Raw genomic sequence first — 24,559 nt, forward strand, 5'->3', positions numbered from 1 at the left:
CCATCAAGGATACTCTTTCGTGTCTGCACTGACATGGCAATTCGCTGACACTAGGCTGGCTGGCGTAAATCCAGATGTATATCAGCCACACGCACAATTTCGGCTTCGTGGTCCGGGTCGCGCCAGGTGTCCTGACAGGCCATCTGGTGCCAGCGCTGCATGGCAGGCAATTCCAGTATGCGATTCATGTAGTCCTGACAGGCTTCGTCCAGTTTCAGACCATAGGTTTGCAGGCGAAATACCACGGGAGCGTAAAAGGCATCGACGGCACTAAAGCGCTCTCCGGCCAGGAAAGGGCCGCCAAAACGGCTCAAGCCTTCTTGCCAGATGGTTTGCAGGCGTTCCAGCTCGCCTTGCAGACGCATGTCCTGCTGATGGTGGTGGGCGCGCAGGGCGACGGCAAAGGGGCAGAGATTCCGTAGTGAGGAAAAGTTGGCGTGCATTTCTGCACTGGCGCTGCGCGCCCAGGCGCGGGCAATAGGGTCTATGGGCCAGACGCCGGGATGCTGTTCGGCCAGGTATTCGGCAATAGCCAGACTGTCCCAAATGATTTGCCCATTGGTGTGTAGCACAGGTACTTGGCCCGCCGGTGCCATTTCATGGAAAGCCAGGGTGCTGAAGGAGGGGCCAAAATTGAACCAGCGTGCGTCAAAGTCTATGCCCAAGTGGCTCATTAATAACCAGGGGCGCAAGGACCAGGACGAATAATGGGGATTGCCCAGAACAAGGGTATAGCTTTTTGAGGGTTGCATGGCGGCAAGCTTTCACGAAGGTGATGGTGTTTGCACTTTAGTAGGCTTTGTTCTGCTTGGGTAGTACCAGTGCCGGCTTAGCGTTTTGGTATGCTGGTTTTTTTTGCGGATTTGGGGAGCGGTGTGCATGGCGTATGACCTGGAGAAGCGGCTGGTGATTGGGCTGGCTTCCAGCGCTTTGTTTGATCTGAGCCAGTCCCATCAGGTCTTTCTGGAGCAAGGTGAGGCAGCGTATCGTGATTACCAGCTGGCGCGCGAGCATGAGCCCCTGAAGCCGGGCGTGGCTTTTTCCTTCATTCGGCGCTTGCTGGCCCTGAATGATCTATCGCCCGACGATCCCTTGGTCGAGGTCGTGCTGCTCTCCCGTAATGATCCCAATACAGGTTTGCGGGTGATGAATTCCATTCGCCATCATGATCTGGACATTACGCGGGCGGTGTTTCTGCAAGGGGGCGACCCCAGCCCTTACATCCAGCCGCTGTCCATCAGCCTGTTCCTGTCGGCCAATCAGGAAGACGTGCATCGGGCGGTGCAGCAAGGCTATCCCGCAGGTCAGGTTCTGAATTCCTCTTACGAGGATGCTTATGACGACCAGCCCATTCGCGTAGCTTTCGACTTTGACGGGGTGATCGCGGACGACGAGTCCGAGCGCGTGTATCAGCAGGAAGGTGGTTTGCCGGCCTTTTTCGAGCATGAAGTGCGTTTGGTGCAAAAACCGCATAATCCCGGCCTGTTACAGACGTTTTTGCTGAAGTTGGCGCATATACAGGAAGTGGAGCAATTGCGTCAGGAGCAGGATGCCAGCTATGTGCCGCGTCTGCGGATTGCGATTGTGACGGCACGCAATGCGCCGGCTCACGAGCGTGTCATCAATACCATCCGCAGTTGGGGTATCGAGGTGAACGAGGCCTTCTTTCTGGGTGGCATTGAAAAACGTCGGGTGCTGGAGGTTTTGCAGCCCCATATTTTCTTTGATGACCAGACCACCCACCTGATTCCCACCGCGCAGACCTTGCCGTCCGTGCATATTCCGTTTGGGGTGGTGAACCATCCGCCAGTGAAAGTGGTGGTGCCGGAGAAAAAGAAAGGGCGGAAACAGGCCAAGACAAAGCCGTGAACTGATGCTTGATCAGGCGCGGCTTGGTTCCTGGGGGCACTCAGCCCTCAGACTTGGGCCAGGGCGCGGCTAACGGCGCGTGCAGCGGGCTGGATCAGGCTGGCTAGCGCTTCGGGGCTGATCGCCTCAAAGCGTTCCAGCGTACCCAACAAGGTCAGGCTGCCGAAGATACGTTTGGCATCATCAAAAATAGGCGCGGAAATACCGCCTATGCCCGGATTGATCTGCTCTTTGGTGATGCAATAGCCCGCACGGCGCAGTTCCTGCATATGGGCGGAAAACACCGGCCATTCCTTGCCCAGGCGCTGTACATAATCAATCTCCTGATTTTTCTCGTACAAGCGGCGCAGATGGCGGGTGGGCAGATAAGCCGTGACGATACGGGCTGTGGAGCTGCGGAACATATCCATGGTGCGGCCCCGGCCAAACAGCAGCTCGAAACGCTCCGGCCCGGTTTCCTGATGGGTGGTCAATATGCGTTCGCCATATTGCTGGCCGATCAGGACGTCCAGTCCGGTCTGCTCGACCAGCGAACGCAGCAAGGGGCGGCAACGGCTGACCAGCGGATCAAATTCGCGGATCAGCAGATCCATTTCTATAAACCGGGGCCCCGGCGCGTAACCTTCGGGACTGCGTATCAGCAGGCCGCTAGTGCATAACTCTTTCAGGTAGCGATAGGTTGTCGCGGGAGGGTAATTCAAGCGAGCGCAGATGGTTTCCACATCCAGAACCGGAGTGTCTGCACCGTACAAGTCCAGAATTTGCAGCATGCGTCTTAGACTATTCATGTGCCCTCGTAGAAGCGGAGTTGTTGGTTCTTTATTCTAACCATGCTGCGGCGTGTCAGTGGAGCGCAACATCGGGCATTGGCCGAGTCTACTGGTTTATACCTAAACCATCAGATTATTCAAAAATTATTCTCAGACTGCGGTAATAATCTGAGGCATAAGCGGGTCTGTTATGCATTTGCTTACACATGGCCTACTCCTTTTGTGGCGTCGGGTTCTACGCGGGCCCGGACCCGGTTTTTTTTGAGGCGGACATGGATCAGGCTCAGCCCAGTCAGGTGTCTTTAGAGATCAAGAATGTGCTGTTCATCATGTGTGACCAGTTACGTGCAGACCACCTGTCCTGTTATGCCCCTGGGGGCGCATTAAAGACCCCCAATCTGGATCGTCTGGCCGCCATGGGTGTACGCTTTGATCGTGCCTATGTGAACTCTGCCGTCTGTGGCCCGTCGCGGGCCTCGTATTACACCGGCCGCTATCCCTTGTCGCACCGGGTCACCTGGAATCGCGTTCCCCACCCCATCGACGAGCTGTATCTGGGCGATTATCTGGCCCAGTCCGGGCGAGAGTGCCATCTGCTGGGCAAGACCCATCACGTGCCGGACCCGGCCGGGGCCAATGCCCGACGCTTCCAGGTTCAGCCCGAGGCGGCCGAGCGCTTCTGGCAAGGCGGCTTTACGGCGATTGAACGCTATGACGGTCACTTTGAAATGGGCCCGGATAGTGAATACCGCCAGTATTTGCAGGCTCAGGGTTACGACAGCGAGCGTCCCTGGGAAGACTATGTGATTGGCAGCCAGGATGCCCAGGGTCAGTTTGCCTCCGGTTGGTACATGCGTAATGCCAGCCTGCCAGCACGGGTACAGGCGCAGGACTCTGAAACCGCCTACTTCACCCAGCGGGCCATGGATTTCATCACGGCCAAAGGCGAAGAGCCCTGGGCCTTGCATCTGTCTTTCATCAAACCGCACTGGCCTTATAAAGCGCCAGCGCCCTACCATGATCGCTTTGGCGCGGAAGACGCCTGTACGCCCCTGCGTGCAGAGCACGAGCGCCAGAATGCACACCCCGTGCATGCGGCCTATCAGCAGCATGAAGAATCCCTGTCTTTTGCTCAGGACGAGGTCTGGCGCACGATCAAGCCTGTCTATATGGGCCTGGTTCAACAGATCGATGATGAAGTCGGCCGTTTGCTGGACATGCTGGAACAGCAAGACCGCCTGAAAGACACCCTGATTATTTTCAGTTCCGATCACGGCGATTTGCTGGGCGACCATTGGCTGGGCGAGAAAGAGTATTTCTTTGAAAACGCCATACGCGTTCCGCTGATCGTGGTTGATCCACGGACTTCAGCGAATGTCACACGTGGTCAAAGCAGTGATGCTTTTGTCGAGTGCGTGGATGTCACCCCTACGATTCTGGATGCCTTGCACCTGCCCGCCCAGGAGCACCGGGTGGAAGGCCGTTCGCTGATTCCCTTGTTGCACGGCCAGTCCGACTGGGCACGTGAGTACACCGTGGCCAGCCTGGATTACGCCTATCGGGAAGCCCGCCAGATTCTGGGCCGTGGCGTGGATGAATGTCGTGGCCTGATGCTGCGCGATAGCGACTATAAATACATACATTGGCAAGGCTATCGGCCACAATTATTCGACTTGAAGCAAGACCCTGACGAGCTGCACGACCTGGGCGCAGATCCGGCGTATGCAGCGGTTTGTCGGCGTATGAAAGAAGGCCTGCTGGACTGGCATGACACCCTGAAAGGGCGTGCCAGCGAGAGCTGGGCTGCGGTAGAGGATCGTACCAATGCGCATGAGCGCATGATGAATATCTTGATTGGACGATGGTAAATGCGCTGCGGGGGGCTACCAGTCGGTGGCGGGCCGCAATCAATAACGATAAGGAGTGGACAATGAAGCAGCTTAAAAATACGACGCTGGCCCTGTTGTTGGCAGGTGTGGGTGCTTTGGCCCCGATGATGGCTCAAGCCGCCTGGCCGACTACGGACCAGGTGCGTATTGTGGTCCCCTACCCACCCGGCACCGAGCCTGACATTCTGGCCCGCGATCTGGGTGTGCATCTGAACAAGGCCACCGGCAAGGTCTTTGTGATTGAAAACCGTCCGGGCGCCAATGCCATTATCGGTACTGACAATATCGCCAAAGCCAAGGGGGACGGCTCGGCCCTGCTGATGGTCGATAGCCTGGCGGTATCGACCAACCCGCTGCTTTACAGCAACCTGCCCTACAAATGGGAAAAGGACCTGAAGCCGGTCACCACAGTCGCTGGCGTGAACCTGTATCTGCTGGTGCGTAATGATTTCCCGGCCAAGGACTACAAGGAATTTATCGCCCAGGCCAAGAAAGCCAATGGTGATACCAATGTGGGCACCGGTGGCCGTGGACATGTCACGCACCTGGGCATGGGCTTGCTGGCCCGTGAAGAAGGGGTGAACTTCACCTACATCCCTTACAAGGGCATGGCCCCGGCGACAAACGCCATTCTAGGCGGTGAGACAGATGCCATGCTGGTCGGTGGCATTCTGGCATCCCAGCACGTAGATGGCGGCAAGGTGCGAGTCTTGGCGGTAGGCGCTGACAAGCGCACTGAACTGCTGCCAAATGTGCCGACGGTGCAGGAAGCAGGCGGCCATGCCAACAGCATTCCAACAACGACTTTTGCGCTGTTTGCCCCCGGCACCACGCCGGATGACACCGTGAAAGAAATTCAGGAAAAGGTGGGTGCTGCCCTAAAGACCCCCGAAATGCAGGCTGCCTTCAAGAGCCGTGGTCTGGCCCAGTTCTTCACCACCCCGGCTCAAACGCTGGAGCGCGTGCAGAACGACTCCAAGGTCTATTCCGAGCTGATCCCTACCCTGGGCATTCAGCCTGAGTAATGGGCTATCTGGCAGAGCCATACATCTGATCAGTAGCCTGGCTGCTGACGGTTATGGCTCTGTGAAGCCTCAAGGTTGGAAAGGATAAAAAAACACCACACACGCCCCGTTCAGGTGAGGCGTGTGTGGTGTCTCTTGAATCTGGAAGTCGCTACAGACCAGGTTCAGAACGCCAAGCCCGCGCTATGCAGGGTTAGAACCGATAGTGTGGCCGGGCGGGCTGCGTTTTACTGATCGTTGTAGTCGTGCTGCTCGGAGATCAGACGCCGCAAGGTGGTTTTGAGGGCGCCGACATCCAGCGGTTGCAGGCGCTGCACCACTTCCTGCTCGTGCAGGCGGGCCTTGGCAATCAGGCCGGAGATCAGCGTCTGGCCTTCTTCGGTGATGCGTACCAAGGTGATGCGACGGTCCACATCGTGGGCCACGCGGCGCAGCAAACCTTGCTTTTCCAGGCGATCGAGCAAGCGTGTGACGGTGGGTTGCTTGGTGGTGGCAATACGAGCCAGATGGCCGATGCTCACTTCGCCCGCGCCGGACAGGGTGGACAGCACACGCCATTCGGAAATGGACAAACCGTTGCTTAGCACCACTTCATGGAATTCGGCAGAGATCAGCTGGCTTGCCTGGGCCAACAAGGCGGGCAGGTAGTTTTCGACAAAGACGGTGTCGTGTTCGGTGGGGCTCATGGTGCTTATTGTCATTACAGGCTAATGGGTGCCGCAAGGCAGCAACAGGGCTCACTATAACCAAGCTGTCCGCTCGCGTGTCGCAAATAATTTAGCTACTTTACTAGGGAAAACCATGAGAATGGATATGTTGAGATATAAACATATTCCGATGAAAATAAATACCATGTTCACAATGAGCGGTAAGTAAGGAAAGAAAAATGGCTGAGCGATCGTTTGTCGAAGAAGTCAAAAAGCTGCGCCTGGGTGATGGAGACGTATTCAGTGGCGAAGGCATCCTGGCGGTGACCAAGGCCCTGCTGGAATCGGGCGTGTCCTACGTGGCCGGTTACCAGGGTGCGCCTATCTCGCACTTGATGGACGTGCTGGCAGATGCCCAGGACATCCTGCAAGAGAACGGAATCCGTTTTGAAAACAGTGCCAGCGAGGCAACGGCGGCGGCAACGCTGGCTGCGTCGGTTAACTACCCGCTGCGTGGCGCCATCACTTTTAAAGCAACCGTGGGTACCAACGTGGCCTCGGACGCGCTGGCCAACCTGGCCTCTGGCGGGGTCAAGGGCGGTGCGTTGATCATTGTGGGCGAAGACTACGGTGAAGGCTCGTCCATCATGCAGGAGCGCAGCCACGCTTTTGCCATGAAATCCCAGATGTGGATGCTGGACCCCCGTCCCAACCTGCCCTGTATTGTGCAAGCAGTTAAAGACGGCTTTGATCTGTCCGAAGCGTCCAACACCCCTGTGATGCTGCAGCTGCGTATCCGCGCCTGTCACGTGCATGGTCAGTTTGTGGCCTCGGACAACCGCCGCGCCAAATTCACCATCAAAGAAGCCATGGAGCAGCCCACACGCGACATCAATCGCATTGTGTTGCCGCCTGCCAGCTTCCTGCATGAAAAAGAAAAGATCGAACAGCGCTGGCCCAACGCCGTCAAGTTCATCGAAGAGCGTCAGCTGAATGAATTCTTTGCTGATGGTACCGATGACGTCGGTCTGATCGTTCAGGGCGGTGGCTACAACACCGTCATCCGTGCTCTGGAACACCTGGATATGGCCGACGTGTTCGGCGAATCCAAAGTGCCGATGTACGTGATGAACGTGGCTTACCCGCTGATCGAATCTGAAATCGTCCGCTTCTGTGAAGGCAAGCGTGCGGTGCTGGTGCTGGAAGAAGGTCAGCCCAACTTTGTTGAACAGAACATCTCCGACATCGTGCGTCGTCACAATGTGGACGTGACCTTGCACGGCAAGGATCTGTTGCCTCTGGCCGGTGAGTACAACACCGCCACCATGTTGAAAGGCCTGCGTGCCTTCATGGAAAAATACGAGCGCATCGAGCCCCTGCCAGCCCGCAAACCACGCGTGATCCCGATGAAAGTCGAGACCGTGGAGCGCCCCAAAGCTGAGCAAGCCAGCCTGGTGGAAGTGGAAGCGGCTGAAGTCAAACCCTTGGGCAGCCTGGACGAGAACGTTCACGCCCGTCCGCCAGGGTTTTGTACCGGTTGTCCCGAGCGTCCTATCTTTACCGCTTTGAAGCTGGTGGAGCGCGAGCTGGGCGAACACCACGTGTCGGCCGACATTGGCTGTCACCTGTTCTCCATTCTGCCGCCCTTTAACCTGGGCAACACCACCATGGGTTACGGCCTGGGTGGCGCCGGTTCGGCCGCCTTGAACGTGGATTCGGACAAGCGTGCCATCTCGGTCATGGGTGACGGCGGTTTCTGGCACAACGGTTTGACCAGTGGTATTGCCAACGCCGTGTTCAACCGCAGCGACAACCTGACCATTGTGATCGACAACAGCTACACCGCAGCTACCGGTGGTCAGGACATTCTGTCCTCCAAGGCCAAGAACGAAACGCGCAGTACCGGTCACCTGATCGAGAAAGCCGCGCGTGGCGTGGGTGTGGAATGGCTGCGCATGATTCGTCGCACCTACGACTTGAAGACCATGACGGCAACCCTGCGTGAAGCCCTGACGACCAAGGAAAAAGGTCCCAAGGTGCTGGTGGCGCAAAGCGAATGTATGTTGAACCGTCAGCGCCGCGAGAAAGGTCAGGTGCGTAAAGCCGTGGCGGCGGGCGAACGCGTAGTGCGCGAGCGTTTTGGTGTGGATCCGGATACGTGTACCGGCGATCACTCCTGCATCCGCTTGTCCGGTTGCCCTTCGCTGTCGATTCGCCCCAATCCGGACGCTCTGCGTCAGGACCCCGTAGCGAATGTGATGAACAGTTGTGTGGGTTGCGGTCTGTGTGGTGAGGTTTCCCACGCGGCGATTCTGTGCCCGTCTTTCTACCGTGCACAAGTAGTCAGCAACCCGACTGGCTGGGACAAGTTCCGCGAAAAAACCCGCCGTGGCTTTATCGGCTGGTTGCAGCGTCGTGACGCTGCTCGTCGTGATCGTCTGGCCTTCTAAGCACACCCGTAGAGATTTTTATCATGCAGATCAAACCAATCAAGATTGCTATTTTGGCCATGGGTGGCGAAGGCGGCGGCGTGTTGGCCGACTGGATCGTCAACCTGGGCGAACAAAACGGCTACTTTGCACAGACCACCTCGGTGCCGGGCGTGGCCCAGCGTACCGGCGCCACGATTTACTACGTGGAACTGTTCCCGCACTCGGCCGCCGTGGATGGCAAAAAACCGGTGCTGGCCCTGATGCCCATGCCCGGTGACGTGGACGTGGTGCTGGCTTCCGAACTGATGGAAGCCGGTCGCGCCGTACAACGTGGCCTGGTGACAGAGGACCGCACCACGCTGATCGCTTCGACTCACCGTGTCTATTCCATTGCCGAAAAATCGGCCATGGGCGATGGCCGTGTGGACGACAACGCCCTGATTGCGCACGCAACCCAGGCTGCCAAGCGCTTTGTGTACTTCAATATGGAAAAAGCGGCCGAGGATTCGGGCAGCGTGATTTCCGCCGTGCTGTTTGGCGCATTGGCCAGCACCGGCGTGCTGCCCTTTAGCCGTTCGCAGTTTGAACAGACCATCGAGCGCGGTGGTGTGGGCGTCAAGCCCAGCTTGAAGGCTTTTGGTGCCGCTTACGCCCGTGTTGCGGAAGGTGATGCAGGTAAAGCCGATTCGGAAAACAAGCCGGTTGATATGGCGACGCTGGCTCCTCGCGATCCTGCGGTGGCCAAGCTGATTGACCGCGTCCGTGCCGAAGTACCCGCGCAGGCCCAGCCTATCGTGGTGGAAGGTGTGCGTCGTGTTCTGGACTTCCAGGACGTGGCCTACGCCAATCTGTACCTGGACCGCCTGAAAAAGATCAGCCAGTTTGCCCGCCCTGACGATGTGGCCCTGATCCGCGAAACCGGCCGCTACCTGGCGCTGTGGATGTCCTACGAGGACGCCATTCGCGTGGCTGAACTGAAAACCCGCTCGAGCCGTTTTGACCGTGTGCATAAAGAAGTGCGCGCTGCCGACGGCCAGATCGTGGCAATCAATGAATACATGCACCCCCGTGTGGAAGAAATCAGCGAAATCCTGCCGTTTGCCAGCGTAGGCCGTTGGTTGATGCGTCCTACCTGGGGCAACAAGCTGGTGAAATCCCAGACCAAATCCGGTCGTGTGATTCAAACCAGCTCGGTGCGCGGCTTCATTCCCTTGTACCTGCTCTCGGGCTTCAAGCGCTGGCGTCGTCGTACGTTGCGCTACCAGGCTGAGCAGCAGCGTATTGAGGGCTGGCTGAAGCAGATTGAACAGGCTGCCGATGCTCATCCGGCCCTGGCTCTGGAAATTGCCCAGTGCCAGCGTCTGGTCAAAGGGTATGGCGATACCCATGCCCGTGGCTTGCGTAACTACCAGACCGTGATGTCGGCTCTGGAGCGCAACCCCAGCACCCTGTCACCTGCCATTTTGGGTGCCTTGCGCGATGCGGCTTTGGCCGACGAGCACGGCGTCAAGCTGGAGGCTGCACTGCGCCAGTACGCACTGGTGTAAGGGCAACACCGGGCCGCTTTCGGGCGGCCTTGGTGAAAACCCTTGAGGAAGCGTTTTTATCCCGCCAAATACTTTATTTCTAAAATATTCATAGTAGAATATAAATTCGGATTGGCACTGCGACCAAGGCCCTGAAAGCCAGACATCCCGTGTCTACTTGGCCACTTGTTCAAGCAAGAATATCCCGCCTGTTGGTCAAACTGAATTAGCCAAAGCTTGGGGGAAAAACAATATGAATCAAAGCGAAGCAGCACTCGAATTTTTGGTAGAACCGGCCGATGCCGGCTTTGAAGGCCGCGTCGGTCCCAAGGACCCCGCCAGCCTGAAATTGTGGTTGCGCATGCTGACCTGCACCAAGCAGATCGAAGACGAAATCCGTCGCCGCTTGCGCCAGAATTTTGATATTTCGCTGGCCCGTTTCGACTATATGGCCCAGCTGTATCGTTACCCGCAGGGCCTGAAGATGGGCGAATTGTCGCGCTATCTGATGGTAACCGGCGGCAATATTACCGGACTGACTGACGAGCTGGCCCGCGAGGGCATGGTGTCTCGCCAGAGCAGCCCCACCGACCGACGTGCTTGGGTGTTGCGTCTCACCCCCAAGGGCAAGAGCAGTTTCGAGGCGATGGCCCAGGCCCACAGCGACTGGATTGCGGAAATGTTTGAAGGTCTGGGCACGGAAGAGGTCGTGCACATCCATCAGCATCTGGGCCTGTTGCGGGTCCATCTGCAAAGCGCTGCTGGCTAGCATAAGGTGCATCCTGCCAGGCCTGTAAACCAGGCAGGATGCGGATAGCGTCACGAACAGGCGCACAAAACACTTGCTAAAAAGGTGTCTACAACATGGTTTCCAAGCTGTACGAACAAGAACATCGCATCCGTTTTTCGGAATGCGATCCAGCGGGTATCGTTTTTTATCCGCAGTACTTTGTGATGTTTAACGACCTGATGGAAGCATGGATCGACTCCATGACCCCCGAGGGTTTTCACAACATGATCGCCAGCAAACGGGTAGGCATGCCCTCGGTGCATATCGAAGCCGAGTTCAAGTCCATCAGCCGTATGGGTGATGATGTGGTGATGAGCCTGGGTGTGGAACGCATTGGCAATAGCTCCTTGAAGCTGCTGTTGCGCTGCATCGGTAAAGACGGTGTGTTGCGTATGCAAGTGCGCCAGACCGTGGTGACCACCTCGCTGGAGACGCACCTGGGTATTCCTATCCCTGATTTCCTGCGCAACCCCATGCAAGAGTATGTGATTGCCCAGCCAGAAAGCAGCAAGGCTTGATCTAGTTTGAAGTAGTAGCAGGCAGTGTGCAGGTCAGGTATTTTTTTTGATTTAAATAGTTGACTTGTATAATATTTATTAATAAATATACTATGCTCAGAAGCATGTATTCAGACCATACGGACATATCATGAATATCGTATGTATTGGCGGAGGCCCAGCCGGCTTGTATTTCGGTTTGCTGATGAAGTTGCAAAACCCTCAGAACGAGGTTTTTGTCATCGAGCGCAACCGACCGTACGACACCTTTGGCTGGGGTGTGGTGTTCTCGGACGCGACCATGGAAAACCTGCGTGAAGCTGACCCTGTGTCCGCGCAGACCATCGGTGACGCGTTCAACCACTGGGACGACATTGAGTGCCATTTCAAAGGTAGCGCCGTGCGCTCCAGCGGTCATGGCTTTATCGGGATTGGTCGCAAGAAATTGCTGAACATCCTGCAGGCTCGCTGTGAAGAAGTGGGCGTCAAGCTGGTGTTCGAGACCGTGGTCACGGACGAAGCTGAACTGGCCCGCAAGTACAACGCCGATATCCTGATTGCTTCTGACGGCATCAACAGCGCCATTCGTACCCGCTACGAAGACGTGTTCCAGCCCGATATCGACACCCGTAACTGCCGCTTTGTGTGGCTGGGTACGGAAAAAGTGTTCGACGCCTTCAACTTCATTTTTGTTGAAACCGAGCACGGCTGGTTCCAGGCTCACGCCTACCGCTTCCAGGATGGCCTGTCCACGTTCATCGTGGAAACGCCTGAAGAGACCTGGCAGAAAGCCGGTATTGGCGAAATGTCGCAGGAAGAGGCCATTGCTTACTGCGAGAAGCTGTTTGCCGACCACCTGGATGGCAACAAGCTGATCAGTAACGCGACTCACCTGCGCGGTTCGGCCATCTGGATCCGCTTCCCACGCGTTATCTGCAACAAGTGGGTGCACTGGCAAGATTACGGCACCGGCAAGAAGGTTCCTGTGGTGCTGATGGGCGATGCCGCTCACACCGCTCACTTCTCCATCGGTTCCGGCACCAAGCTGGCCCTGGAAGATGCCATTACGCTGGCTCAGCACATGGACCATGAGTCCATGGAAGAGGCCCTGAAAGATTACGAAGCCGCTCGTAGCGTGGACGTATTGCGCATTCAGAACGCCGCCCGCAACTCGACCGAATGGTTCGAGAACGTGGCCCGTTACGCCAATATGAAGCCCGAGCAGTTCACCTACTCCATGCTGACCCGTTCGCAGCGCATCTCGCACGAGAACATGCGTATGCGTGACGCGGCCTGGCTGGAAAAATACGAGCGCTGGATGGCGACCGAAGCTGGCATGAAGCTGGCCGACGGTGAAAAGGCTCCCTCGCCCATGTTCACGCCCTTCAAGCTGCGCGACATGCAGTTGAAGAACCGTGTCGTGCTCTCGCCCACACTGATGTACAGCGCCAAGGACGGCATGCCCGGTGCGACGCACCAGGTGCATTACGGCAGCCGCGCCATGGGTGGCGCTGGCCTGATCATGGCTGAAATGACGGCCGTGACGCCTGAAGGTCGTGTCACTCCCGGTTGTACCGGTCTGTGGAACGACGAGCAGGCCAATGCCTGGAAACCTGTGGTGGCTTTCGCCCACGAACAGGGTGCCAAGATCGGTGTGCAACTGGGCCACGCTGGCCGTCGCGGTTCGACGCAGCTGGGTTGGGAAAAAGCCAATCAGCCGCTGGCTGAAGGCAACTGGCCTTTGGCGTCGGCTTCCGCCCTGCCTTACCAGGCTGGCGTCACTGCCGTGCCTGCCGAGATCACCCGTGCCCAGATGGACGAAATTCGTGACGCCTTTGTGGCCGCCGCCAAGCGCGCTGACCAGGCCGGTTTTGACTGCATCGAATTGCAAGCCGCCCACGGTTACCTCTTGTCCAGCTTCATCTCGCCGCTGACTAATCAGCGTAGTGATGAATTTGGTGGTAGTCTGGAAAATCGCATGGCTTACCCGCTGGAAGTGTTTGCCGCTATCCGCGCCGTCTGGCCAGAGAACAAGCCCATCATGGTGCGTATCTCGGCAACAGACTGGGCCGAAGGTGGCAACACGGCGGACGACGGTGTGGAAATTGCCCGCCTGTTCAAGCAAGCCGGTGCCGATCTGATCGACGTGTCCTCGGGTGAAGTGGTGCTGGAGCAGCAGCCAATTTACGGCCGCATGTACCAGACGCCATTCTCCGACCGTATCCGTAACGAAGCCGGTATCGCCACCATGGCGGTGGGTTCGATCATGGAAGCGGATCACGCCAACAGCATTATTGCTGCAGGCCGTGCTGACCTGTGTGCCCTGTCGCGAGGCTTTCTGGCCGACGCGAACTGGCCACAACGTCAGGCTGCGGAGCTGGGTTACACCGACCTGGCCTGGCCCGTTCAGTACGAATGGGGCAAGGACTGGTTGCAGCGCCAAATCAAACGTGCGCCAGTGGCCCAGGACGGCCCTGCCAAGTCATAAAACACGAAAGGAGACAGCATCATGTCGGAAGAACGTTTTGACACCCACCGCGAAAGCGTGCTCGGTCGTGCAGATGTTGAGGACACGCCCGAATTGGTGAAGTACTACCAGGATTTGACTCAGTTTGAGGCCGGTGCCCTGTGGACCGTGGCCAACAAGATCGAGCCCTGGGAGCCCAAGTCCGAATCCGTGCCTGTGGTCTGGCGCTACCGCGACCTGCGCGATTACGTGTTGCGTTCGGTGGATCTGGTCAGCCCTGAAAAGGCCGGTCGTCGTGTGATTTACCTGAACAACCCCGGTCGCCAGGAAGTTTCGGCGGCGGTGGGCTGGCTGTACTCCGGTTTGCAGGTCATGAAACCGGGTGAAGCGGCTTCCGCACATGCGCACTCCTCCTCGGCCCTGCGTTTCATCATGGAAGGTCGTGGTGCCTACACCATCGTGGACGGCCACAAGATGACCTTGGGCGCCAACGACTTCGTGCTGACGCCTAACGGTTGCTGGCACGAGCACGGTGTGGAAGCTGACGGCCTGCCTTGCATCTGGCAAGACGGTCTGGACATTCCACTGGTCAACGCCCTGGAAGCCGGTTTCTACGCGGTGCACCCGGATCTGACCCAGGCCATTACGCACCCCGTCAACGACGCGGTGGGTATCTGGGGTGGTCGTGGTCTGAAGCCCACCTTGCACGACTGGCAAAAACCGTACTCGCCCCTGCTCAAGTACGAGTGGGAGCCCACCTACGAAGCCTTGTCGGCCTACGCCAAGGTTACGGACGGCAGCCCCTTTGATGGCGTCATCATGGACTACATCAACCCGCTGACCGGCGGCCCTGTCATGGCCACCATTGGTGCCAGCATGCAAATGCTGCGCCCTGGCGAGCACACCAAGGCCCACCGTCACACCGGCAGCATCATTTACCAATGCGCCAAGGGTGAAGGCTATTCCATCATCAATGGCAAACGCTTTGACTGGCGCGAACGCGACATTTTCTGCGTACCATCCTGGATGTTCCACGAGCACGTGAACGGTTCTTCGTCCGAGGACGCTTGCCTGTTCTCGTTCCATGACCTGCCCGTGATGCGCGCCCTGAATCTGTACCGCGAAGAAGCGCTGGCAGAGAACGGCGGCCATCAGGTCCTGCTGTAAGACTACTTGTTTAACTTATTTGGACGGCCTGCCAAGGCGGGCCGACCCGATTTATTCAAGCCATCTGCACAAGATGGCCCAATCTGGAGATAGAAATGCGTCTTGTAACGTACCGTAGTGAAGTTGCTGCCGCTGGCCGCTTGGGTGCCATTGTGGGTGATTTGGTGGTTGACCTGGGTTACCTGGGCGACGCCACAGGCCACATGCTGCCTGACAATATGCTCGATTTCATCGACCTGGGCCCAGCCGCTGTGACCTCCACGGCTCGCTTGCTGGAAACCTACGCCGACGATATGCCTTTCGGTGTGGCGCTGCCCCTGGCCAACGTCAAGCTGTTGGCTCCTATCCCACGCCCACGCAAGAACATCTTTGGTATCGGCCTGAACTACGTGGAACACGTGGCCGAATCCAGCCGTACTCTGGACACCTCCAAAGAGCTGCCCAAGCAGCCCGTGATTTTCTCCAAGCCACCAACCACTGTGGTTGGCCCTGGCGATGCCATCGAGCACAACAAGAACATCACTCAGCAAATGGACTGGGAAGTGGAACTGGCCGTGATCATGGGCACCCGTGCTCAGCGCGTGGCCAAAGAAGACGCCCTGAAGTACGTGTTCGGTTACTCCGTCATGATCGACGTGAGCGCCCGCGACTGCCGTCGTGCCGGTCAGTGGATCTACTCCAAAGGCCAGGACACCTACGCTCCTTTCGGCCCCGTGATCGTGACCGCTGACGAGCTGACCGACCCGCACAACCTGAACCTGAGCCTGACTCTGAACGGTGTGACCAAGCAAAGCTCCAACACCAAGCACATGCTGTTCAACGTGAACGACCTGATCGCTGACATCAGTGCCGGTATCACGCTGGAACCCGGTGACATCATCGCTACCGGTACCCCAGAAGGCGTGGGCGCTGGCCGTGATCCTCAAGAGTGGATGTGGCCTGGTGACGTAGTGCACGCTGTGGTTGAAGGCATTGGCGAACTGCGCCACCCCATCGTGGACGTCACCCCCCAAAACTAAGTAAAGGAGAGCATGATGCTGGAATTGCGTCAGTTCAAGGCCGCCGCCGTTCAGGCAGCGCCCGTGTTCCTGGATACGAATGCGACTATTGAAAAAGTATGTCGCCTGATCAACGAAGCGGCCGATAACGGTGCCGAGCTGATCGCCTTCCCTGAAGTGTTTGTATCTGGCTACCCCTACTGGAGCTGGGTGATGAACCCGATCGACGGTAGCCCGTGGTTCGAGCGCCTGTGCAAATCAGCCATCGAAGTGCCCGGTCCCGAGATCCAGAAGGTTGCGCAGGTTTGTCGCCAGCGCAAGGTCAACGTGGTGTTGGGTGTGAACGAGCGCAGTCCCGTTGGCATCGGCACCATTTACAACACGCTGGTCACCATCGGCGCTGACGGTCGCATTCTGGGCCGTCACCGCAAACTGGTTCCCACCTGGGCTGAAAAGCTGACCTGGGCCAACGGCGATGCGTCCTCGATGCGTGTGCACGACACCACCATTGGCCCTCTGGGTGCCTTGGCTTGCGGTGAAAACACCAACACGCTGGCTCGTTTCAGCCTGTTGTCGCAAGGTGAACTGGTACACGTTGCCAGCTACATCGCCTTGCCCGTGGCACCGAAAGACTACGACATGGCTGAAGCGATTCGCCTGCGTGCTGCTGCTCACTGCTTTGAAGGCAAGGTGTTTACGGTTGTGGCTTGCTCGACGGTTTCCGAGGAAATCATCGAAGCCATGTCGGCCAGCCATCCTGAAGCACGTGATCTGCTGGCTCGTCCCAACAGCGCGTTCTCGGGCATTATTGGCCCCGATGGCCGCGTTCAGGGCGAAGCACTGATCGACAAGGAAGGCATTGCCTACGCCGACATCGATCTGTCGCGCTGCATCCAGCCGCGTCAAATGCACGACATCACTGGTCACTACAACCGTTTTGACGTGTTTGACCTGCGTGTGAACCGCAAGGCTTTGACGCCTGCCCGCTTTTACGAAGGCGACGCAGCGTCCCAGCCAGACCTGAATCCTGCCGAGTTCTCCGTTCTGGACGACAAGGAAGTGTAAGAAGGTTCAAGACGGTCCCTCTCCCCCAGTGGATTGGGGCCGTTTTTTGACGGGTCTCTTTGCTCAAGCGACCTGCTCAAAAAAACCGCCGTGGCCTTGCCGCAGCGGTCCAAGATGCAAGCTGCCTTTGTAAAGAAGGCGGTGCCGGGCCTGAAGGAGCGGGCTGTTTTAACGGCTGGTCCCTATCCTGCGCCATGCGGGGCAGGCAACGATAACGACGACATAAGACCCAAGTAGGAGATGAAATGAGCGACACGAACCCATTGGCAGCCTTTATCCAGGCGATCGACAGCAAGCAGGTCCGTTTTGTGGATCTGACCCAGACTCTGTCTCCCAGCTTCCCCGCCTTGCAACTGCCCCCCCAATTTGGCCAGACTGCCGGTTTCTCGATTGAGCGCATCAGCCAATACGACGAAAACGGCCCAGGCTGGTACTGGAACAACTTCACCTGTGGCGAACACACCGGTACCCACTTTGACGCGCCTGCGCACTGGATTTCCGGCAAGGACCATCCAGACAACACGGTCGACACTATTCCAGTCGACAACTTCCTGCGCCCTGCCGTGGTGGTGGATGCTTCTGCTGAAGTGGCCCAGAACGAAGACTTCATTTTGACCTCCGAGTTCCTGTTGAACTGGGAAGCCAAGCATGGCCGTATCCCTGAAGGCGCCTGGGTGCTGTTTCGCACCGACTGGTCCAAACGCGTGAACGACGCCGAGGCCTTCCTGAACATGCGTGAAGACGGTGCTCACACGCCTGGCCCAGCTCAGGAAGCGGTAGAGTGGATGATTCACGAGCGCAAGGTTCACGGTTTTGGCGTTGAAACCATCAACACCGATGCTGGCCAATCCTACTCCTGGCCTATTGGCTACCCTTGCCACACCCTGATGCACGGTGCCAACCGCTACGGTCTGCAGTGCTTGTGCAACCTGGATCAGCTGCCCCCTCAAGGTGCACTGATCATGTCGGCCCCTCTGAAGATTGAAGGCGGTTCCGGCAGCCCATTGCGAGTGGTCGCACTGGTTGCTCAGTAAGTAGAAAACGGTGGGGAAGTGGCAGAACTGTGTACCATGCGGTTCTGCTGTTTTCTCACCTAGTGGTTTTCCATTATATTCGGCAGTATATATTTATCCGTAAACTATTCATCAATAAAATAAATTCACAAAAGAATGAATAGAGATCCAGCCATACAGCCAGTCTTGGTGTCAGGCAGCCGGTTTTAGCGGAGACAGTAGACGAGCCTTACGCAGCCTTTTTCAGGTTACGCGATACCGTCCCATTGCCCCCTGCGGCGCTACATCATGCCACGGCTTGGCCTTTTTGGCTGGGTAATTGATGTAGTCATGCTCAATGGTAGGCACATGATGGATACTTTTGAACTCGTTATCCGGGACATCCAGAACGCATCCCCGCTGATTCGCAGTTTTACGCTAGAGCCTGCCCAGGCCGGTTCCCTGCCCGCGTTTGCGCCGGGTTCGCACCTGCAGGTACAGATTCCTGATCTGAACGATCACCGCTGCTATTCCCTGATTTCGCTGGACGCCGACACGGCACAGGGCCCGACCTGTTACCGTCTGGGCGTGCGCCTGGAAGACAACAGCTCGGGTGGTTCGCGCTTCATGCACAGCCTGAAAGTAGGCGATACGCTGCGCGTGGCTGGTCCCAAGAATGATTTCCCCTTGCATGCTGCCGCTGAAGGCGAAACCGAAACCGTGCTGATTGCCGGTGGTATCGGTATCACCCCCATTGCCAGCATGGCCGCTGCCTTGCATCACCAGGGCCGCCCTTATCAGCTGCACTATGCCGGTCGCAGCGTGGAACAACTGGCTTTTCTGGATGAGCTGAGCGCCCTGTCCGGCCCGGCTCTGCGTCACTACGCGGACGACAGCGAAGGCCGTTTCTGCCTGAATACCCTGCTCGACGGTCTGTCCAAAGACCAGCACATCTACGTCTGTGGCCCCAAAGGCATGATTGATGCCGTGATCGAAGCCTGCAAGCAACGTGGCTGGCCTACTGACCATGTGCACTTCGAGCTGTTTGTGACGGCTGCTCCCCAGGAAGGCGACCAGCCGTTTGAAGTGGAACTGCGCCAAAGCGGCGTGACCCTGCAAATTCCCGCGGACAAGACCATTGTGGACGTGATGGAAGAGCAGGGCCTGGACCCCATGATCGACTGCAAGCGCGGCGAGTGCGGCGTCTGTACCTGTGATGTGATCGAAGGCGAGGTTGACCACCGCGACTACTTCCTGAGCGACTCGGAAAAAGCCAGCAACAAGGTCATCCAGATCTGTATTTCCCGCGCCAAGACCCCGCGTCTGGTGCTGGATCTATAAGCCCAAGGGCGACGGAGAACATGATGGAAAAGTATCGTGATAATCCCCAGGCCATCCGCGAATTGGTACGCGAGGCCGAGGTCCACAAGGATTTGTACATCAACCAGGAGCTGTTTGAACTGGAGATGGAGCAGTTGTTCGTCAATACCTGGGTCTACGTTGGCCATGCCAGCCAGGTGCCCAATAAAGGCGACTTCTACACCACGACGGTCGGTACGGAGTCCGTCATCATGGTGCGCCATACCGACGACAGCATCCGTGTGCTCTACAACCGTTGCCCACACAAAGGTGTGCAAGTGGCGGGCGAGACCTGTGGCAACACGGGCAAATTCTTCCGTTGCCCCTACCACGCCTGGACGTTCAAGACGGACGGCTCCCTGTTGTCCATTCCGTTGAAAAAAGGCTACGAGAACACCGGCTTTGAATGCACCGAAGGCAGCAAGGGCATGGCTGCGGTACAGAACGTCAAGGTGTACCGCGATTTCGTGTTCTGTCGCCTGGCCGATGAAGGCATTGGCTTTGAGGAATTCTTTGGCGAGTCTCTGAGCACCATCGACAATATGGTGGATCGCTCCCCCGAAGGCCGTCTGGAAGTGGCCGGTGGCGTGATGCGTTACATGCACCAGTGCAACTGGAAAATGCTGGTTGATAACCAGACCGATACCTGTCACCCCATGGTGGCGCACGAGTCCTCGGCGGGTACTGCTGTGAAAGCCTGGGAAGCGGCCCCTCCGGGTACGCCCAAGCCCATGGCTGTTGAATTGTTTGCCCCCTTCATGTCGCCTTACGAGTTCTACGAAGGCATGGGCATTCGCGTGTGGGAAAACGGTCACGGCCATACCGGCGTGAGCAATTCCATTCACGCTGATTACTCCGAAATTCCGGGTTACTGGGACCAGATGGTCGAAGCCTACGGTGAGGAGCGCGCCAAAGCCATTTTGGGCGATACGCGTCACAACACTTGCTACTTCCCCAACATCATGGTCAAGGGCCCGATCCAGACCTTGCGTTTGTTCAAGCCGCTGGCCGCTGACAAAACCCTGGTGGAATCCTGGACCTTCCGCCTGGTGGGTGCACCCGACACCTTCCTGGAACGCACCCTGATGTACAACCGCCTGATCAACGCACCGACCTCCATGGTCGGTCACGATGACCTGGAAATGTACGAGCGTGCCCAGCACGGTTTGCAGTCGCGTGGTCGCGACTGGATGAACCTGGCCCGTCTGGTGGAAAAAGATGAAGACCAGCAAAAGAACGTGGTGATCAACGGCACCAGCGAAATGCAGATGCGCGCCCAGTTCCGCGCCTGGTTGAAGTTCATGCTGCCCGAGCAGCAGGCCAAGAAAGAAGAGGAATAACCATGAGCGAAATCAGCCGTCAGGCCCTTATCGATTTTGTGTATGCGGAAGCCCGCCTGCTGGATGAACAGCGCTACGAGCAATGGCTCGACCTGTTCACCGAGGATGGCTACTACTGGATGCCGCTGGTGCACGATCAGCAGGACGCCCGCTTGCATGCGTCCCTGATGCACGAGGACAAGCTCTTGCTGCGTATCCGTGTGGAACGTCTGGCAGGCCGCCGTACCTTTTCCCAGCAGCCCAAGAGCCGCAGCCATCACCTGCTCCAGCAACCCACTGTGGAAAGCATGGACGAGGAAAAAGGCGAATACACCGTGCGTTGCGCCTTCCATTACACGGAAACGCGTGGCGACAACCAAGATATCTATGTGGGTTGGAATACCTACACCCTGGTGCGCCAGGACGACGCTTTGAAGATCCGTCTGAAACGGGTGGATCTGCTCAATTGCGACGCGCCTTTCGGCAATATCCAGTTGTTTATGTGATAGGACAGGAGAATTTTTGATGGCCAACACCACGGTCTACCAGGCTTTTCGAGACACCGCCCAGAAATGGGGCGACAAGCCCTTTGTATGTACCCTGCCTGAGACCGCCGAGATCTACGGTATTGAAGCGGGCGAGCTGACTTACGGTCAGGCTCTGGAGCGTATCGACGCCTTGCGCGCCGGCTACGCCGCTGCTGGCTACGGCCACGGCCACCGCGTCGGCATCCTGCTGGAGAACCGCCCCGTGTTCTTCCTGCACTGGTTCGCACTGAACAGCCTGGGCGTGTCGATTGTGCCAATCAATCCTGATTTGCGCGCTGCCGAGCTGGAATACCTGATCGGCCATTCGGAAATGATCATGGCCATCGCCCTGCCCAGCCGTCACCAGGATCTGGTGGAAGCGGCTCAGCGTGCTGGTCAGCCTTTTGCCATCATGGCCGATGGCGATGTGCCTCCTATGGTGGAGCGCGCCGCCTCCCGTTCCTGTGACATTCCTGATGAAAACAGCGAATGTGCCTTGCTGTACACCTCCGGTACCACAGGCCGCCCCAAGGGCTGCATGCTGGCTAACCAGTACTTCCATTATGCTGGCGAGTGGTATCGCGACATTGGTGGTCTGGCTTCGCTGGAGCATGGCAAAGAGCGCATGCTGACTCCGCTGCCCCTGTTCCACATGAATGCGATGGCCTGCTCGACCATGGCCATGATCAAGACCGGCGGCTGCCTGATCTCCCTGGACCGTTTCCACCCACGTAGCTGGTGGGATTCGGTGCGCGAATCCGGCGCAACCGTGGTGCATTACCTGGGTGTGATGCCTGCCATCCTGATGAAGGCCGAGGCCAGCGAAAAAGACCGTCAACACAGCGTGCGCTTTGGTTTTGGCGCCGGCGTGGACCGTGGTCTGCATCCTATCTTTGAAGAACGCTTTGGTTTCCCCCTGCTGGAAGCCTGGGCCATGACGGAAACCGGCGCGGGTGCCAGCATCATCGCCAATCACGAGCCCCGCTTTATCGGCACCTCCTGCTTTGGCAAGGAAATGCCTGTGGTGGAAGTGCTGTTGCGCAAGGACGATGGCGAACCCGCTCAAGCCGGTGAAAACGGCGAACTGCTGGTGCGCTCGGCCGGTGACAACCCACGCTACGGCTTTTTCTCCGGCTACTGGAAAGACCCGGCTGCAACCGACGAAGCCTGGGAAGGCGGCTGGTTCCACACGGGCGACATTGTGTGCCGTGACGAACAAGGCTATCTGCACTTTGTGGACCGCAAAAAGAACGTGATCCGTCGCAGTGGCGAGAACATTGCTGCCGTGGAAGTGGAAAACATCATGCAGCAGCACCCGCTGGTGCGCTCCATTGCCGTGGCCGCCGTGCCCGACGCCATCCGTGGCGACGAAGTGATGGCGCTGGTGGTGCCGCACAACCCAATTGAAACCCAGGAACAGCGCGAACAGGCTGCCCAGGAAATGGTGCAGTGGGGCCTGACCCAGCTGGCCTACTTCAAGGTGCCCGGCTACGTTCTGTTTGTGGATGCCCTGCCGCTGACTTCGACCAACAAGATCCAGCGCGGTGAACTGAAAACGGTTGCTCTGGCTGCGCTGGAAAACCCGGCCTGCGTGAACACGAATCACCTGAAAAAACGTCAGGAGGCCTAAGCCCATGGCCTTGCCGCAAGCAGCCCGCCAGGGCTATGACGATGTGGTGCTGGTCGCTCCGGTGACCATCCCCTACGAGCGCCATTCCGAGCAGACCGCGCATTGGTGGCTGGGTGCGGCATTGGGCCAGTTGCTGGCCCAGTCCGGCCTGAAAAAAGCCGACGTCGATGGTGTGTGTGTATCCAGCTTCACGCTGGGTTCGGACACTGCCGTAGGCGTGATGCAGCATTTTCAGATGAGCCCACGCTGGCTGGACCATATCCCCATGGGTGGGGCCAGCGGTGTGGTGGCCATGCGTCGTGCGGCCCGTGCCGTGCAGTGTGGCGATGCGTCCATCGTGGCGTGTATTGCGGGCGATACCAACCACCGTGAGTCCTTCAAGAACACGGTGTCGGGCTTCTCGCGTTTCTCGCAGGATGCCGTCTACCCATATGGTGCCGGTGGCCCCAACGCCAGCTTTGCGCTGCTGACGGACTACTACATGCGTCACTACGGTGCTACGCGTGAAGATTTCGGCAAGCTGTGCGTCGCCCAGCGCGATAATGCGCTGCGCAACCCGCATGCCCTGATGAAAAAACCGCTGACGCTGGAACAGTACATGGAGGCGCGCGTCATTGCCGACCCCATCCACTTGTTTGACTGCGTGATGCCGTGTGCTGGAGCCGAAGGCTATCTGGTCATGCGTCGTGAACAGGCCGAAGCACTGGGCCTGCCTTATGTGCGTATCCGTTCTACCATCGAGCGTCACAACGCTTTCCCTGAAGACCCTGTGCAGCATCGCGGTGGCTGGGCCATGGACAAGGATGCGTTCTACGAACATGCGGGCCTCACCCCGGCAGACGTGGATTTCATGGAAACCTACGATGACTACCCCGTCATCAACGTCCTGCAGTTTGAAGACCTGGGATTCTGCGCCAAGGGCGAAGGCCCGGAGTTCATCCGCAAGAACACTTTTACGGTGGACGGCAGCTTTCCCTTCAATACCAGCGGCGGACAGCTATCGGTAGGCCAAGCCGGTGCAGCAGGCGGCTACCTGGGACTGGTTCAGGCCTTGCGCCAATTGACGGATACCGCAGGCGACACGCAAGTGGCCAATGCCCGCATCGGCCTGGTGTCCGGCTTTGGCATGATTAATTACGACCGCGGCATTTGTACTGCTGCGGCCTTGCTGGAACGGGGGCAGTCATGAGCGACACCCAAATCTTGCCACCGGGTGCACGCAGCGCCACGGCAGCCGGCCTGACCGAAGCCGCCCAGCGGGGCGAATTTGCCCTGCAAGTGTGCCCTTCCTGCGGCACGGTGCAATATCCCGCCCGCGATGTGTGCGGCCATTGCTTGCACACGACGCTGAACTGGCAGGCCGTTGCCGACACGGGTGTTCTGCAGGCCACGACCACCTTGCATCACAGTAATGAACCCTACTTTCAGGCACGACTGCCCTGGCGTATCGGCACAGTTGCCCTGGATTGCGGCCCTTTTGCCATCGCTCACTTACCTGAAGGCGGGCAGGCGAACGAGAAAGTGCGCCTGAGTCTGGAGCTGGATGCTGGCGGCGTAGCCGTGCTGGTGGCGCGCCCTGCGCCCTGAATT

21 protein-coding genes are annotated in these 24,559 nt (G+C 57.9%); 18 read left to right on the forward strand and 3 right to left on the reverse strand.

Translation table 11 applies throughout. The annotated features are described in order from the left end of the window. Positions 1 to 50 precede the first annotated feature (50 nt). A complete protein-coding gene (locus ACFPDR_RS17605; protein WP_035269379.1) occupies positions 51 to 752 on the reverse strand; it encodes a glutathione S-transferase in 702 nt (233 codons plus the stop codon). Positions 753 to 879: 127 nt separating this feature from the next. On the opposite strand from ACFPDR_RS17605, the gene ACFPDR_RS17610 reads away from it, so the two are divergent. Continuing rightward, entirely contained in the window at positions 880 to 1,869 is a 990-nt protein-coding gene (locus ACFPDR_RS17610) for a 5'-nucleotidase (protein WP_321217139.1), read from the forward strand. 47 nt (positions 1,870 to 1,916) lie between these two features. Here the strand turns inward: ACFPDR_RS17610 and ACFPDR_RS17615 are convergent, their stop codons facing one another. Next, entirely contained in the window at positions 1,917 to 2,657 is a 741-nt protein-coding gene (locus tag ACFPDR_RS17615) for an IclR family transcriptional regulator (protein WP_035269374.1), read from the reverse strand. Between the two features lie 254 nt (positions 2,658 to 2,911). Here ACFPDR_RS17615 and ACFPDR_RS17620 point away from each other — a divergent pair, with 254 nt between their 5' ends. Together ACFPDR_RS17620 and ACFPDR_RS17625 are read left to right on the forward strand one after the other, a co-directional pair. After that, on the forward strand, positions 2,912 to 4,507 hold the full coding sequence (locus ACFPDR_RS17620; RefSeq protein ID WP_088451611.1) for a sulfatase-like hydrolase/transferase: 1,596 nt from the start codon (positions 2,912 to 2,914) through the stop codon (positions 4,505 to 4,507). 62 nt (positions 4,508 to 4,569) lie between these two features. Beyond that, positions 4,570 to 5,553, forward strand: coding sequence for a Bug family tripartite tricarboxylate transporter substrate binding protein (locus tag ACFPDR_RS17625; RefSeq protein ID WP_376911641.1), 984 nt, complete (start codon positions 4,570 to 4,572; stop codon positions 5,551 to 5,553). 227 nt (positions 5,554 to 5,780) lie between these two features. On the opposite strand, the gene ACFPDR_RS17630 is transcribed toward ACFPDR_RS17625, so the two are convergent. After that, positions 5,781 to 6,239, reverse strand: a complete 459-nt coding sequence (locus ACFPDR_RS17630; protein WP_009463827.1) for a MarR family winged helix-turn-helix transcriptional regulator — start codon at positions 6,237 to 6,239, stop codon at positions 5,781 to 5,783. Positions 6,240 to 6,439: 200 nt separating this feature from the next. On the opposite strand from ACFPDR_RS17630, the gene ACFPDR_RS17635 reads away from it, so the two are divergent. The 15 genes from ACFPDR_RS17635 to ACFPDR_RS17705 all read left to right on the forward strand — a co-directional run bounded on the left by ACFPDR_RS17635 (position 6,440) and on the right by ACFPDR_RS17705 (position 24,556). Continuing rightward, a complete protein-coding gene (locus ACFPDR_RS17635) occupies positions 6,440 to 8,650 on the forward strand; it encodes an indolepyruvate ferredoxin oxidoreductase subunit alpha (RefSeq protein ID WP_060186754.1) in 2,211 nt (736 codons plus the stop codon). Between the two features lie 23 nt (positions 8,651 to 8,673). After that, on the forward strand, positions 8,674 to 10,179 hold the full coding sequence (locus tag ACFPDR_RS17640) for an indolepyruvate oxidoreductase subunit beta family protein (protein WP_035269365.1): 1,506 nt from the start codon (positions 8,674 to 8,676) through the stop codon (positions 10,177 to 10,179). A 232-nt stretch (positions 10,180 to 10,411) separates the two neighbouring features. Next, the gene (locus ACFPDR_RS17645; protein ID WP_009463824.1) at positions 10,412 to 10,927 is read left to right on the forward strand and encodes a MarR family winged helix-turn-helix transcriptional regulator; all 516 of its coding nucleotides are present in this window, start codon (positions 10,412 to 10,414) and stop codon (positions 10,925 to 10,927) included. A gap of 95 nt (positions 10,928 to 11,022) precedes the next feature. After that, positions 11,023 to 11,466, forward strand: coding sequence for an acyl-CoA thioesterase (locus tag ACFPDR_RS17650; RefSeq protein WP_035269363.1), 444 nt, complete (start codon positions 11,023 to 11,025; stop codon positions 11,464 to 11,466). Positions 11,467 to 11,596: 130 nt separating this feature from the next. Continuing rightward, on the forward strand, positions 11,597 to 13,933 hold the full coding sequence (locus ACFPDR_RS17655; RefSeq protein ID WP_376911645.1) for a bifunctional salicylyl-CoA 5-hydroxylase/oxidoreductase: 2,337 nt from the start codon (positions 11,597 to 11,599) through the stop codon (positions 13,931 to 13,933). Between the two features lie 21 nt (positions 13,934 to 13,954). After that, positions 13,955 to 15,079 (forward strand): cupin domain-containing protein, encoded by a 1,125-nt coding sequence (locus ACFPDR_RS17660; RefSeq protein ID WP_083055160.1) that lies wholly within the window; start codon positions 13,955 to 13,957, stop codon positions 15,077 to 15,079. 95 nt (positions 15,080 to 15,174) lie between these two features. After that, entirely contained in the window at positions 15,175 to 16,098 is a 924-nt protein-coding gene (locus tag ACFPDR_RS17665) for a fumarylacetoacetate hydrolase family protein (RefSeq protein WP_009463820.1), read from the forward strand. A gap of 15 nt (positions 16,099 to 16,113) precedes the next feature. Next, complete coding sequence (locus ACFPDR_RS17670; protein ID WP_042484948.1) at positions 16,114 to 17,142, forward strand: carbon-nitrogen hydrolase family protein; 1,029 nt, start codon at positions 16,114 to 16,116, stop codon at positions 17,140 to 17,142. Between the two features lie 245 nt (positions 17,143 to 17,387). Then, positions 17,388 to 18,176: a cyclase family protein gene (locus ACFPDR_RS17675; RefSeq protein ID WP_088451603.1), complete on the forward strand. Its 789-nt coding sequence runs from the start codon at positions 17,388 to 17,390 to the stop codon at positions 18,174 to 18,176. A 330-nt stretch (positions 18,177 to 18,506) separates the two neighbouring features. Next, positions 18,507 to 19,475 (forward strand): PDR/VanB family oxidoreductase, encoded by a 969-nt coding sequence (locus ACFPDR_RS17680; protein WP_115634869.1) that lies wholly within the window; start codon positions 18,507 to 18,509, stop codon positions 19,473 to 19,475. 23 nt (positions 19,476 to 19,498) lie between these two features. After that, positions 19,499 to 20,833 carry an aromatic ring-hydroxylating dioxygenase subunit alpha gene (locus ACFPDR_RS17685; RefSeq protein WP_009463816.1) on the forward strand — a complete coding sequence of 445 codons (1,335 nt, stop codon included), beginning with the start codon at positions 19,499 to 19,501 and terminating at the stop codon, positions 20,831 to 20,833. A gap of 2 nt (positions 20,834 to 20,835) precedes the next feature. Next, a complete protein-coding gene (locus tag ACFPDR_RS17690; RefSeq protein WP_009463815.1) occupies positions 20,836 to 21,318 on the forward strand; it encodes an aromatic-ring-hydroxylating dioxygenase subunit beta in 483 nt (160 codons plus the stop codon). Between the two features lie 19 nt (positions 21,319 to 21,337). After that, complete coding sequence (locus tag ACFPDR_RS17695; RefSeq protein ID WP_088451599.1) at positions 21,338 to 22,969, forward strand: AMP-binding protein; 1,632 nt, start codon at positions 21,338 to 21,340, stop codon at positions 22,967 to 22,969. Positions 22,970 to 22,973: 4 nt separating this feature from the next. Next, positions 22,974 to 24,158: a thiolase family protein gene (locus ACFPDR_RS17700; protein WP_083055163.1), complete on the forward strand. Its 1,185-nt coding sequence runs from the start codon at positions 22,974 to 22,976 to the stop codon at positions 24,156 to 24,158. Continuing rightward, positions 24,155 to 24,556 carry a Zn-ribbon domain-containing OB-fold protein gene (locus tag ACFPDR_RS17705; protein WP_083055164.1) on the forward strand — a complete coding sequence of 134 codons (402 nt, stop codon included), beginning with the start codon at positions 24,155 to 24,157 and terminating at the stop codon, positions 24,554 to 24,556. The genes ACFPDR_RS17700 and ACFPDR_RS17705 overlap by 4 nt, the downstream gene beginning before the upstream one ends. Positions 24,557 to 24,559: the final 3 nt, after the last annotated feature.

Source organism: Alcaligenes sp. GCM10023179, assembly GCF_042653705.1.
In the GTDB taxonomy this organism is placed as follows: domain Bacteria; phylum Pseudomonadota; class Gammaproteobacteria; order Burkholderiales; family Burkholderiaceae_B; genus Alcaligenes; species Alcaligenes phenolicus.

Excerpts from the sequence above, each read along its gene's own strand:
- ACFPDR_RS17685 (WP_009463816.1), top strand. The coding sequence starts at position 19,499 with ATGGAAAAGTATCGTGATAATCCCCAGGCCATCCGCGAATTGGTACGC.
- ACFPDR_RS17700 (WP_083055163.1), top strand. The coding sequence starts at position 22,974 with ATGGCCTTGCCGCAAGCAGCCCGCCAGGGCTATGACGATGTGGTGCTG.
- ACFPDR_RS17675 (WP_088451603.1), top strand. The coding sequence starts at position 17,388 with ATGAGCGACACGAACCCATTGGCAGCCTTTATCCAGGCGATCGACAGC.
- ACFPDR_RS17650 (WP_035269363.1), top strand. The coding sequence starts at position 11,023 with ATGGTTTCCAAGCTGTACGAACAAGAACATCGCATCCGTTTTTCGGAA.
- ACFPDR_RS17705 (WP_083055164.1), top strand. The coding sequence starts at position 24,155 with ATGAGCGACACCCAAATCTTGCCACCGGGTGCACGCAGCGCCACGGCA.
- ACFPDR_RS17695 (WP_088451599.1), top strand. The coding sequence starts at position 21,338 with ATGGCCAACACCACGGTCTACCAGGCTTTTCGAGACACCGCCCAGAAA.
- ACFPDR_RS17670 (WP_042484948.1), top strand. The coding sequence starts at position 16,114 with ATGCTGGAATTGCGTCAGTTCAAGGCCGCCGCCGTTCAGGCAGCGCCC.
- ACFPDR_RS17605 (WP_035269379.1), bottom strand. The coding sequence starts at position 752 with ATGCAACCCTCAAAAAGCTATACCCTTGTTCTGGGCAATCCCCATTAT.
- ACFPDR_RS17655 (WP_376911645.1), top strand. The coding sequence starts at position 11,597 with ATGAATATCGTATGTATTGGCGGAGGCCCAGCCGGCTTGTATTTCGGT.
- ACFPDR_RS17645 (WP_009463824.1), top strand. The coding sequence starts at position 10,412 with ATGAATCAAAGCGAAGCAGCACTCGAATTTTTGGTAGAACCGGCCGAT.
- ACFPDR_RS17660 (WP_083055160.1), top strand. The coding sequence starts at position 13,955 with ATGTCGGAAGAACGTTTTGACACCCACCGCGAAAGCGTGCTCGGTCGT.
- ACFPDR_RS17625 (WP_376911641.1), top strand. The coding sequence starts at position 4,570 with ATGAAGCAGCTTAAAAATACGACGCTGGCCCTGTTGTTGGCAGGTGTG.
- ACFPDR_RS17630 (WP_009463827.1), bottom strand. The coding sequence starts at position 6,239 with ATGAGCCCCACCGAACACGACACCGTCTTTGTCGAAAACTACCTGCCC.
- ACFPDR_RS17615 (WP_035269374.1), bottom strand. The coding sequence starts at position 2,657 with ATGAATAGTCTAAGACGCATGCTGCAAATTCTGGACTTGTACGGTGCA.
- ACFPDR_RS17690 (WP_009463815.1), top strand. The coding sequence starts at position 20,836 with ATGAGCGAAATCAGCCGTCAGGCCCTTATCGATTTTGTGTATGCGGAA.
- ACFPDR_RS17665 (WP_009463820.1), top strand. The coding sequence starts at position 15,175 with ATGCGTCTTGTAACGTACCGTAGTGAAGTTGCTGCCGCTGGCCGCTTG.
- ACFPDR_RS17635 (WP_060186754.1), top strand. The coding sequence starts at position 6,440 with ATGGCTGAGCGATCGTTTGTCGAAGAAGTCAAAAAGCTGCGCCTGGGT.
- ACFPDR_RS17620 (WP_088451611.1), top strand. The coding sequence starts at position 2,912 with ATGGATCAGGCTCAGCCCAGTCAGGTGTCTTTAGAGATCAAGAATGTG.
- ACFPDR_RS17640 (WP_035269365.1), top strand. The coding sequence starts at position 8,674 with ATGCAGATCAAACCAATCAAGATTGCTATTTTGGCCATGGGTGGCGAA.
- ACFPDR_RS17610 (WP_321217139.1), top strand. The coding sequence starts at position 880 with ATGGCGTATGACCTGGAGAAGCGGCTGGTGATTGGGCTGGCTTCCAGC.
- ACFPDR_RS17680 (WP_115634869.1), top strand. The coding sequence starts at position 18,507 with ATGGATACTTTTGAACTCGTTATCCGGGACATCCAGAACGCATCCCCG.